Here is a 10677-nt window from a genome sequence, read left to right as displayed (position 1 = left end):
GTCCTCTACCCCTCCCCCGAGGGCATCGGCCCCGCCCGCGACCCCTTCGCCTCCGCACAGGCCGCACTGGACGGCGTGATCGCCTCCTCCATGGCCGCGGACGCCCTGACCGCCATCCGCGGCGAGGCACTGCCACTGGTGATGCTCGACAGCGACCCGGAAGGCAGCCTCGGCGCGGCGACGGTCAACCTGGACATCGCCGACGGCATCCGCCAAGCCACGGAACACCTACTGGCCCTGGGCCACCGCCGCTTCCTCCACCTGGCCGCCGACGTCCCCTCCTGGACCTTCGACGTACGCGCCCGAGAACTCGCCGCAAGGCTGTCGGAAGTACCGGGCACGTCGATCCGCACGGCCCGCTCCCCCATCCACATCGAAGGAGCCGTCACCGCCGCCGAAGCGGCGCTGTCGCCCCCCGGCCCTCGCCCCACCGCCGTCATCTGCGACGACGACCAGCTCGCGGCCGGCACATACAAGGCAGCCCGCCGTCTGGGCCTGCGCATCCCGGACGACCTGTCGGTCACGGGCGTCGACGACCTGGCCCTCGCCACGGCCATGGACCCGGAACTCACGACGGTCCACCTGAACGCCGAACTCTTCGGCGAGCGCGGCATGCGCGCCCTGCTCGCCGTACTGGAGGGCCAGGCCCCGGAGGCAGGCGACATCCCGGTACAGCTGATACTCCGAGGCTCCACGGCCGGACCACGCTAGCGGCGCTGGGCGTCGATGCCGGAGCCGGGCGAGTGAGCAACCCGGCGGAGCGGGACGCATGCGAGAACGGACACCCCCCGGCGCGGCCCCGACCCACCACCGGCGAGAAGACGCCACGACGAACTACCCGAATACGACGACGCGCCCCGGCCACCACCCCGCCAGGGCACATCGCACCACGTCAGAACTACTCGTCGTCCTCAGTACTACTCGTCGTCCTCCGACGCCGAGTCCTCCGCACCGCCGCCGAGCAGCCGCGACAACTGAGGCCCACTGATCCGCCTGAACTTGCGCTTCTGCGGGCGCGTACGGTCCAGCACCGCCACCTCCAGCCGCTCCGCGGGAATCTCCCGCTCGCTGCCATTGGTGTCACGGGACAGCGCCTGCACCGCCAGCTTCAGCGCCTCGGCCAGCGTCATGCCCTCCTGATGACGCTGGTCCAGATAGCTGCTGATCTGCTCGGCATTGCCACCCACCGCGACCGAGCCATGCTCGTCCACAATGGACCCGTCGTGCGGCAGCCGATAGATCTGGTCACCCTCGGGCGTCTCCCCCACCTCGGCGACGACCAGCTCCACCTCGTACGGCTTCTCGGCGGCACTGGAGAAGATCGTGCCCAACGTCTGGGCGTAGACGTTCGCCAGACCCCGGGCCGTCACATCGTCGCGGTCATAGGTGTAACCCCGCAGGTCGGCGTACCGGACCCCACCGATCCGCAGGTTCTCGTACTCGTTGTACTTGCCGGCGGCCGCGAAACCGATCCGGTCATAGATCTCGCTGAACTTGTGCAGCGCACGGGACGGGTTCTCGCCGACGAACACGATGCCGTCGGCGAACTGCAGCACGACCAGACTGCGACCACGGGCGATGCCCTTGCGGGCGTACTCCGCCCGGTCGGCCATGGCCTGCTGAGGTGAGACATAGAACGGCGTCGACACCGGTTATCCATCCCTCTCTTGAAGATTCCGTCGGTTCACTGGACCACCCTCACGAAGACGATCGCCGCTACAGCAGCGCGGCCCGCGGCCCGTCCGGCTGCTCCAGCCGCCGCTCCAGGATCGAGCGCGCGATCTCGGACGCCTCGCTCTCGGTGAGCCGGCGGAAGCCGTCGTCGGTGATCACGGTGACGATGGGATAGATCCGGCGGGCGACATCGGGACCACCGGTCGCCGAGTCGTCGTCTGCCGCGTCGTAGAGCGCCTGCACCACCAGCGTCGTGGCGTCGGCCTCGCTGAGGTCATCCCGGAAGAGCTTCTTCATCGCACCACGCGCGAAGATCGACCCCGAGCCGGTGGCGGCGAAGTTGTGCTCCTCGGAGCGGCCACCGGTGACGTCGTAGGAGAAGATCCGGCCCCTGCCGCGGTCCACGTCATACCCGGCGAACAGCGGCACCACGGCCAGACCCTGCATGGCCATGCCGAGGTTGGAGCGGATCATCGTCGACAGCCGGTTCGCCTTGCCCTCCAGGGACAGCTGCGCGCCCTCGACCTTCTCGAAGTGCTCCAGCTCCAGCTGGAACAGCTTCACCATCTCCACGGCCAGGCCCGCCGTACCGGCGATGCCCACCGCCGAATACTCGTCGGCCGGGAAGACCTTCTCGATGTCCCGCTGCGCGATGACGTTGCCCATGGTGGCCCGACGGTCACCGGCGAGGACCACACCACCGGGGAACGTCACGGCGACGATGGTGGTCCCGTGCGGCGCCTCGATCACGCCCTGCGTGGGCGGCAGTTGCCGGTTGCCGGGCAGGATCTCCGGCTGGTGCTCGGACAGGAAGTCCATGAAGGAGGAAGACCCTGGCGTCAGGAAGGCAGCTGGTAGACGCCCGGTGCTACGAGTGTTGGCTTCCACGCGATTCCTTCCAAGTAAGCGGCGGCCCGGCGGACGGCGTCGGGATCGTCTCCCAACTTGCCGATGGCCGAATTGCAGTTGAAGCACAGTACGCCACGGACCCTACCCGTCTTGTGGCAGTGATCCACATGGGCGGCCGGGGCCTTTAGGCAGATGATGCACAGCCCCATCCGGGAGGCGACCATCTCGTCCCGCTCGGCTTCGGTGAGGCCGTAGTGGCGCTTCAGGTGACCTGCCCGACCCTTCACCGCCTTGCAGGCTTTACAGAGGGTCGCCAGGCCGTCCGAAGCGCTACTGTTCCGCGTCCACCCACTGTGCGGCTTGATCTCACCACAGGTGCGGCAGTACTTATGCCCTTCGGGCACTTCCACCCTGGGCCGAATGCTGCGCCCCTTGGCCACCTGCCTCTGCTGGTGGTAAGCGGCCGCACATTCTCGGCAGTAAGCCTGCAAGCCGTCACGCATGGACTTGTTCCTGGCGAACGCTGCCCGCGGCTTCTGCTTCTTGCACCGCGAGCAGCGTCTCACGCCTTCTTCACTATCCAAGCCGAACATCCCCCGTAACCTCCGATTCGAAGGCTACTGGCCGCCTTTCTGAACGAAACTCCGAACGAAGTCCTCTGCGTTTTCCTCGAGCACGTCGTCGATCTCGTCCAGAACCGAGTCCACGTCGTCGCTCAGCTTCTCCTGACGCTCCTTGAGGTCCTCGGAAGCCTGCGTCTCCGCCGCCTGCTCCTCGACCTCCTCGGTGGACCGGGTGGCCTTCTGCTGTCCGCCGCCGGTGTCCTTGGTCGCCATATCCCTCACCCCGCTCGGTTCGCCCGACACAGTTGCTCGGTCAAGATCAGACCCTACTCGCCGGGTCTGACAATGGCCCCGCAGTTGCTCCAACGTACGGGGACCACCTCGATGATTCCCGGACCAGGGACTTTCCACCCTGTCCGGCCGGTTCCGGACGAGTACCCGCTCACCACGATCACCCGCCCGACAGGACCCTGACCAGGTCTTCCGCGGTGCGGCAGCGGTCCAGGAGCTCCTTGACGTGATTACGCGTTCCGCGAAGCGGTTCCAGGGTTGGGACGCGCTGCAGCGAGTCCCGGCCCGGCAGATCGAAGATCACCGAGTCCCAGGAGGCCGCCGCGACGTCGTCCGCGTACTGCTCCAGGCAGCGGCCGCGGAAGTAGGCCCGGGTGTCCTCAGGCGGCACCGTACGGGCCCGCTCGACGTCCGCGTCGGTCAGCAGCCGCTTCATGCGCCCGCGGGCCACCAGACGGTTGTACAGGCCCTTCTCGGGCCGCACGTCGGCGTACTGGAGGTCGACGAGGTGCAGTCGCGGCGCGTCCCAGTCGAGGCTGTCCCGGCGCCGGTAGCCCTCCATGAGTTCCCGCTTGGCGACCCAGTCGAGCTCTCCGGCCAGGCTCATCGGGTCGTGCTCCAGTCGGGTGAGGGTGTCCTCCCATCGGGACAGGACGTCCTTGGTCTGGTCATCGGCGTCGGCCCCGAACCGCTCCTCGACGTACTTGCGGGCCAACTCGTAGTACTCCATCTGCAGCTGGACCGCGGTGAGCGTGCGGCCGCTGCGGAGTGTGACCAGGCGCTTCAGCGACGGGTCGTGCGAGACCTGGTGGAGCGTGCGCACGGGCTGGTCGACGGCCAGGTCGACGGCGATGAAACCGTCCTCGATCATCGACAGGACCAGGGCGGTCGTGCCCAGTTTGAGGTAGGTGGAGATTTCCGACAGGTTCGCGTCGCCGATGATCACGTGTAGGCGCCGGTATTTCTCGGCGTCCGCGTGCGGCTCGTCGCGGGTGTTGATGATCGGGCGTTTGAGTGTCGTCTCGAGGCCGACCTCGACCTCGAAGTAGTCGGCGCGCTGGCTGAGCTGGAAGCCGTGCTCGTGCCCGTCCTGGCCGATGCCGACGCGGCCGGCTCCGGTGAAGACCTGGCGGGAGACGAAGAACGGCGTCAGGTGGCGCACGATGTCCGAGAAGGGGGTTTCCCGCTTCATCAGGTAGTTCTCGTGCGTGCCGTAGGACGCGCCCTTGTTGTCGGTGTTGTTCTTGTACAGGTGGATCGGCTGGGCACCGGGCAGCTGGGCGGCCCGTTCTGCGGCCTCGGCCATGATCCGCTCGCCGGCCTTGTCCCAGAGGACGGCGTCGCGGGGGTTGGTCACCTCGGGGGAGCTGTATTCGGGGTGTGCGTGGTCGACGTAGAGCCGTGCACCGTTGGTGAGGATCACGTTGGCCAGGCCGATGTCCTCGTCGGTGAGCTGGCTGGTGTCGGCGGCTTCGCGGGCGAGGTCGAAGCCTCGGGCGTCCCGCAGCGGGTTCTCCTCCTCGAAGTCCCATCGGGCCCGGCGGGCCCGGTGCATCGCCGCCGCGTAGGCGTTCACGATCTGGGACGAGGTGAGCATGGCATTGGCGTTGGGGTGGCCGGGGACGGAGATCCCGTACTCCGTCTCGATGCCCATTACTCGCCGTACGGTCATGCGGCCCTCCTTGCCCGGCGGCGCCCTCGGTCGTGGGCGCCACTCAGATACCGCTGGCGCTCGGTTGCGTGTGCGGTGCACGTCCCCGCACTGCGCGACTTGGCGGTACGCAAGAGCCTAGAACGCCTTTGCGCTGGTGGGGAGATCATTTGCGTCATTGCGTTGCTCCAGCCGTGGCCTGAAAAACAGTCGGCTGCGGGTACCCGTCGAGGGCACCCGCAGCCGCCCTGCCTTTTACAGGTACTGACCGGTGTTCGCCACCGTGTCGATGGAGCGTCCGGTGTCTGCGCCCTGCTTTCCGGTGATGAGTGTGCGGATGTACACGATCCGCTCGCCCTTCTTTCCGGAGATCCGGGCCCAGTCGTCGGGGTTGGTGGTGTTGGGCAGGTCCTCGTTCTCCTTGAACTCGTCCACGCAGGCTTGGAGGAGGTGGGAGACGCGGAGGCCCTTCTGGTTCTTCTCGAGGAAGTCCTTGATCGCCATCTTCTTGGCGCGGCCGACGATGTTCTCGATCATGGCGCCGGAGTTGAAGTCCTTGAAGTAGAGGACTTCCTTGTCACCGTTGGCGTAGGTGACCTCCAGGAAGCGGTTCTCCTCGGACTCGGTGTACATGTGTTCCACCGCTGTCTGGATCATGCTCTGGACGGTGGTGGTCTTGCTGCCGCCGTGCTCGTTGAGGTCGTCGGAGTGCAGCGGGAGGCGCTCGGTGAGGTACTTGCCGAAGATGTCCTTCGCCGCTTCGGCGTCGGGACGCTCGATCTTGATCTTCACGTCCAGGCGGCCGGGCCGCAGGATGGCGGGGTCGATCATGTCCTCGCGGTTGGAGGCGCCGATCACGACCACGTTCTGCAGGCCCTCCACACCGTCGATCTCGGCGAGCAGCTGCGGGACGATGGTGTTCTCCACGTCCGAGCTGACGCCGGAGCCACGGGTGCGGAAGAGGGACTCCATCTCGTCGAAGAAGACGATGACGGGGGTGCCCTCGCTGGCCTTTTCCCGGGCGCGCTGGAAGACGAGGCGGATTTGCCGCTCGGTCTCGCCGACGTACTTGTTCAGGAGTTCGGGGCCCTTGATGTTGAGGAAGAAGCTCTTGCCGGCGGCCTGGCCGGTGACCTCGGCGACCTTCTTGGCCAGCGAGTTGGCGACGGCTTTGGCGATGAGTGTCTTGCCGCATCCGGGGGGCCCGTAGAGCAGGACGCCCTTGGGTGGGCGCAGCTCGTGCTCCTTGAACAGGTCCGGGTAGAGGTACGGCAGCTCGACCGCGTCGCGGATGGCTTCGATCTGGCCGCCGAGGCCGCCGATCTGCTCGTAGCCGATGTCGGGGACTTCTTCGAGGACGAGCTCTTCGACCTCGCTCTTGGGTACGACCTCGTAGACGTAGCCGGAGCGGGGTTCCATCAGGAGGGCGTCGCCGGGGCGGATGGTGACGTCGAGCAGTGGCTCGGCGAGCCGCACCACCCGTTCCTCGTCGGTGTGTCCGAGCACCAGGGCTCGTTCACCGTCCTCGAGGATCTCCTTGAGGGTGACGATGTCACCGACGCGCTCGAATTCCATGGCCTCGACCACGTTGAGCGCTTCGTTGAGCATCAGTTCCTGGCCGCGTCGGAGCTTGTCGAGCTCGACGCTGGGGCTGACGTTGACCCTGAGCTTGCGGCCGCCGGTGAAGATGTCGGCGGTGCCGTCCTCATTGGCTGTCAGGAAGACGCCGAAGCCGGCCGGTGGCTGTGCGAGCCGGTCGACCTCCTCCTTGAGGGCCACGATCTGGTCGCGGGCCTCACGGAGTGTGCTGGCGAGTCGCTCGTTCTGCGCGGACACGCCGGCCAGGTTGGTCTGCAGCTCGACGATCCGCTCTTCGAGAATCCTCGTGTGTCGCGGAGAGTCGGCGAGCTTGCGTCGCAGGACGGCGATCTCCTGCTCAAGATAGGCGATCTGCCCGGCCGGGTCGTCGGACCCGCGTCCCGGGCGGATGCCGCGGTTCATGTCGTCGTCGTGGGCTGCCACGGTCCTCACCTCCTCCAAGGGGAGCTGGACGCTTCCAGACCCTACCTGGGCGGGTGTCGATTGAAACCCCTAGATCACAAAGACGGTCGGGGTGTGTCCGATCTTCACCCTTGCGCTCTCCCTCACGCCAGGGGAATACCCAGCGAACATGATTGGAACCCAGCCGGAGGTAGGGTCGAACTGTTCAACACCCGCCGGAGCTGGCCGGATTCCCGATGCGGCTCGGCGGAGAAACGGCAGGAGAGATGAGCGTGGAGCAGGTGGCCGGGGCCGAGGGTGCGGAGCTGGAGGTCTGGATCGATCAGGACCTGTGTACCGGCGACGGCATCTGTGCCCAGTACGCGCCTGAGGTGTTCGAGCTGGACATCGACGGTCTGGCGTATGTGAAGAGCGCCGACGACGAGTTGCTCCAGGGCAAGGGCGCGACAACGCCCGTTCCGCTGCCGCTCCTCACTGATGTGATCGACTCCGCGAAGGAGTGTCCGGGCGACTGCATTCATGTACGTCGTGTTTCGGACAGGGCCGAGGTGTACGGTCCGGACGCGGAGTGACTACTTCTCTACGTTCTGTCACCGCTGTCTGATATCTCACACAGAGCGTCGCGGGGGCATCACACGCTGCGAGCCCCGGCGGGGGTCGAGCGGATGAACGAGCCGCCGTGCCAACGCCATTTCGCGTCGCTCTTCTCGTCGGGGCAGCAACGCGGCACGTCGGCGGACGAGTAGCCGAGGAGCGTGGCCGTGACGGCGCCGTCGGAGAGGGCGAAGTCGGAGACGGTGGTGCCGTCCTTGGGGTCCAGCAGGGTGGCCACGACGCGCGGTTTGCCGCCGTCGGCGTCGCGCGTGAGGACGTACACGCCGTCCGGCGGGGTGCCCATCGGGGAGTCGCAGTGGACGACGGCCACCGTCTCGGGCCGGCCGTCGCCGTCGAGGTCTGCGGATGCCCGCTTCTTCACCACGGCCTTCACCGGGCCGCACTCGATCGGGAAGGTCACTGCGGCCGGGTCGGGTGGCGTCGTGTGCGCCGGGGCGCTGCTGGTCTGCGGGGCGGCCGGCTGGGCCGCTGTCGCCGCGCCGGGCTGCAGGACCGAGGAGAAGGCCACGACGCCCGCGACGGCCGTGGCGGTGGCGAGCCAGTGGATGGGGCGGGTGTGGGTGTGGGCGAGCTCCGGGACGGCGGAAGACTGCACTAGGAGTGTCTCCTGAGGCGGTGCCGGTGGGGTGGCCAGCATGGTGCCACACGTCACATCGTGAGGGAACGGGGGGGTGTGCACGTCCCGTGCCGGGGAAGTCAGAGGGGCTGCGGTTTCCTGTCGCTGTGTCAGCGGTCCTGCGCGGGCTGGGCCGCTGCTGGGGCAGGATCCGGCGGTTGCGGGCTTCGCGGCAGGTCAACGGCGTTGCGGCGGGGTTCACCCGGGGCGGTAACGCGGAGGCGCCGTGGCGTAGTTCCGGTTGGGGTCCGGGAACTGCGGCACGGCGCCGGTGCGTTGGATGGGGTGACGGGCTGCCTCAGCGGCCGGAGCCGCCGTCGGCGTTGGGGCCCGCGTAGTCCTCGCCGTAGGCGCCCTTGGCGGGGCGGCGGCGGCGCATGGGCGGCTCGACGCCGTCGGCGAGGCGGCGGGCGGTGAGCAGGAAGCCGGTGTGGCCGATCATCCGGTGGTCCGGGCGGACGGCGAGGCCCTCGATGTGCCAGTTGCGGATCATCGACTCCCAGGCGCTCGGCTCGTTGAAGCAGCCGATCTCGCGGATGGATTCGACGGTCCGGGCGAGCTGGGTGGTGGTTGCCACGTAGCAGCACAGGATGCCGCCGGGGACGAGCGCCTTGGAGACGGCCTCGAGGCATTCCCAGGGGGCGAGCATGTCGAGGATGACGCGGTCGACGTCGGCGTCGGACAGGTTGTCCTGGAGGTCGCCGACGGTGAGCTGCCAGGCAGGGTGCGGGCCTCCGAAGTAGCGCTCCACGTTCGCCTGGGCGATCTCGGCGAAGTCCTCGCGGCGCTCGTAGGAGTGCAGCATGCCCTGGTCGCCGATGGCGCGCAGCAGGAAGCTGCTGAGCGAGCCGGAGCCGACGCCCGCTTCCACGACGCGCGCGCCGGGGAAGATGTCGGCGAAGGCGAGGATCTGCCCCGCGTCCTTGGGGTAGACCACGGCGGCGCCGCGGGGCATGGACAGGACGTAGTCGGGGAGCAGGGGGCGCAGCGCGAGGTAGGCGACGTTCCCCGTGGTACGGACAACGCTGCCCTCGGGAGCACCGATCAGTTCGTCGTGCGGGAAGGAACCCTTGTGGGTGTGGAAGTTCTTCCCGGCCTCGAGCGTGAACGTGTAGTGGCGGCCCTTGGGGTCGGTCAGCTGAACCTGGTCCCCGACCTTGAAGGGCCCGCGCCTGCGGGCGGCACCGGTCGGTTCGGACATGTGACCAGCCTACCGGCCCTGGAGGGGGCCACCGACCACTCGGGCGGCGGAGCTAGGAGGGCCTCGCCATCGCCTTGACGAAGGCGCGCTCCACGTCGGCCGCTGACAGGACGCCGTAGATCTCGCCGGTCTCCTCCACCACCAGGTATTCGGTGGCCGGGGCGGCGCGCAGGGCGTCCAGGAGTTCCTCGCCCGACAGTTCGGCGGAGACTCGCATGCCGTCGGTGAGGTCCTGGGCGAGGCCGCTGACGGCGACCCAGGGGCGGCGGTGCTCGGGCACGCCGGCGATGGCGGCCTCGCGGACGAGGGAGAGGGGCTGGCCGTCGGTGTCGACGACGACCAGGGCGCGGGCTCCGGCCGCGTTGGCGCGACGCAGGGCCTCCGAGAGCGGGGTGTGGGTCTCGACGGGGACCGCGCGGCGGGTGAGGGCCCGGGCGCGCAGCTCGGGGAGGTGCTCGCGCAGGCGCGCCATGCGCAGGCTGTTGCCCGCGCCGGTCCAGATGATCGCGGCGAGGATCGCGGCGAGCAGGGCGTCCAGGACGGTGTCCATGCCGACGTTGTCGGCGGCGTCGGTGCCGAGGGCGCCGGACTGGGTGAGCAGGGGCAGTCCGATGAGCACCGAGACGGCCAGGGCGCGGCCGACCCAGGCGGCGGCGATGGTGCCCTTCATCGGCTTGCCGGTGATCTTCCAGACGACGGCGCGGAGCATGCGGCCGCCGTCGAGGGGGAGGCCGGGCAGGAGGTTGAAGGCGGCCACGATGAGGTTGGAGATCATCAGGCCCGCGAGCAGGACGCCGGGGACGGTGTCTGGTTCCACGGCCTGTGCGGCGGCGTAGAAGACGCCGGCGAGGACGAGGGAGAGCAGGGGCCCGACGAAGGCGAGGACGAACTCCCGGCCGGGGGTCTCGGCCTCCTTCTCGATCTCGGAGACGCCGCCGAAGAACTGGAGCCGGATGCGGCGGACCGGGAGTTTGAAGCGGAGGGCGGCGACCGTGTGGGCCAGTTCGTGGACGAGCACGGAGGCGTAGAAGGCGACCGCGAAGAAGAGGGAGACCAGGTAGCGGGCGCCACCGAGGTCGGGCAGTACGCGCTCCAGCTGGCCGCCGAAGACCCAGGTGATCAGCGCGGCGACGAGGAACCAGCTCGGCGCGACGTACACGGGCACGCCGAAGGGCCGCCCCATGAGCAGCCCGCCTCGGGGCTCCGGGCGCTGGGG

Annotated in this window: 11 protein-coding genes; 2 read left to right on the top strand and 9 right to left on the bottom strand. The window is 68.5% G+C overall.

Annotation, left to right across the window (positions count from 1 at the left end):
• Positions 1-711 (top strand): LacI family DNA-binding transcriptional regulator (locus C1J00_RS29535; RefSeq protein WP_102912050.1); only part of this gene is annotated, 711 nt, incomplete at its 5' end.
• 206 nt (positions 712-917) lie between these two features.
• Here C1J00_RS29535 and prcA read toward each other — a convergent pair.
• From prcA to arc, 6 genes are all read right to left on the bottom strand, one after another.
• Positions 918-1649: a proteasome subunit alpha gene (gene prcA / locus C1J00_RS29530; protein WP_102912049.1), complete on the bottom strand. Its 732-nt coding sequence runs from the start codon at positions 1647-1649 to the stop codon at positions 918-920.
• Positions 1650-1716: 67 nt separating this feature from the next.
• Positions 1717-2562: a proteasome subunit beta gene (gene prcB, locus C1J00_RS29525; protein ID WP_102912048.1), complete on the bottom strand. Its 846-nt coding sequence runs from the start codon at positions 2560-2562 to the stop codon at positions 1717-1719.
• Positions 2514-3116, bottom strand: a complete 603-nt coding sequence (locus C1J00_RS29520) for an endonuclease VII domain-containing protein (RefSeq protein ID WP_102912051.1) — start codon at positions 3114-3116, stop codon at positions 2514-2516. Before C1J00_RS29520 ends, prcB begins: the two co-directional genes overlap by 49 nt.
• A 24-nt stretch (positions 3117-3140) precedes the next feature.
• Positions 3141-3359, bottom strand: a complete 219-nt coding sequence (locus C1J00_RS29515; RefSeq protein WP_019757212.1) for a ubiquitin-like protein Pup — start codon at positions 3357-3359, stop codon at positions 3141-3143.
• Between the two features lie 178 nt (positions 3360-3537).
• Positions 3538-5049: a depupylase/deamidase Dop gene (dop, locus tag C1J00_RS29510; RefSeq protein ID WP_342751761.1), complete on the bottom strand. Its 1512-nt coding sequence runs from the start codon at positions 5047-5049 to the stop codon at positions 3538-3540.
• Between the two features lie 234 nt (positions 5050-5283).
• Positions 5284-7050: a proteasome ATPase gene (gene arc, locus C1J00_RS29505; RefSeq protein WP_102912046.1), complete on the bottom strand. Its 1767-nt coding sequence runs from the start codon at positions 7048-7050 to the stop codon at positions 5284-5286.
• Positions 7051-7295: 245 nt separating this feature from the next.
• Between arc and C1J00_RS29495 the strand changes: the two genes are divergently transcribed.
• Positions 7296-7601, top strand: coding sequence for a ferredoxin (locus tag C1J00_RS29495; protein ID WP_102912045.1), 306 nt, complete (start codon positions 7296-7298; stop codon positions 7599-7601).
• 59 nt (positions 7602-7660) lie between these two features.
• On the opposite strand, the gene C1J00_RS29490 is transcribed toward C1J00_RS29495, so the two are convergent.
• The 3 genes from C1J00_RS29490 to C1J00_RS29480 form a co-directional block, all read right to left on the bottom strand.
• Entirely contained in the window at positions 7661-8239 is a 579-nt protein-coding gene (locus C1J00_RS29490) for a hypothetical protein (RefSeq protein ID WP_102912044.1), read from the bottom strand.
• 319 nt (positions 8240-8558) lie between these two features.
• Positions 8559-9461, bottom strand: coding sequence for a tRNA (adenine-N1)-methyltransferase (locus C1J00_RS29485; RefSeq protein WP_102912043.1), 903 nt, complete (start codon positions 9459-9461; stop codon positions 8559-8561).
• A gap of 52 nt (positions 9462-9513) precedes the next feature.
• The coding region (locus C1J00_RS29480) for a site-2 protease family protein (protein WP_180989734.1) at positions 9514-10677 on the bottom strand (1164 nt) is incomplete at its 5' end.

The sequence above is a fragment of the Streptomyces cahuitamycinicus genome (assembly GCF_002891435.1).
Taxonomy (GTDB): Bacteria; Actinomycetota; Actinomycetes; order Streptomycetales; family Streptomycetaceae; genus Streptomyces; species Streptomyces cahuitamycinicus.
The sequence above is the reverse complement of the archived record's forward strand: the minus strand, read 5'-3'. Positions and strand labels throughout refer to the sequence as shown.

What these genes read in the sequence shown, in the direction of transcription:
- C1J00_RS29520 (WP_102912051.1), bottom strand. Translation starts at nt 3,116, where the DNA reads ATGTTCGGCTTGGATAGTGAAGAAGGCGTGAGACGCTGCTCGCGGTGC.
- C1J00_RS29515 (WP_019757212.1), bottom strand. Translation starts at nt 3,359, where the DNA reads ATGGCGACCAAGGACACCGGCGGCGGACAGCAGAAGGCCACCCGGTCC.
- dop (WP_342751761.1), bottom strand. Translation starts at nt 5,049, where the DNA reads ATGACCGTACGGCGAGTAATGGGCATCGAGACGGAGTACGGGATCTCC.
- C1J00_RS29495 (WP_102912045.1), top strand. Translation starts at nt 7,296, where the DNA reads ATGAGCGTGGAGCAGGTGGCCGGGGCCGAGGGTGCGGAGCTGGAGGTC.
- C1J00_RS29485 (WP_102912043.1), bottom strand. Translation starts at nt 9,461, where the DNA reads ATGTCCGAACCGACCGGTGCCGCCCGCAGGCGCGGGCCCTTCAAGGTC.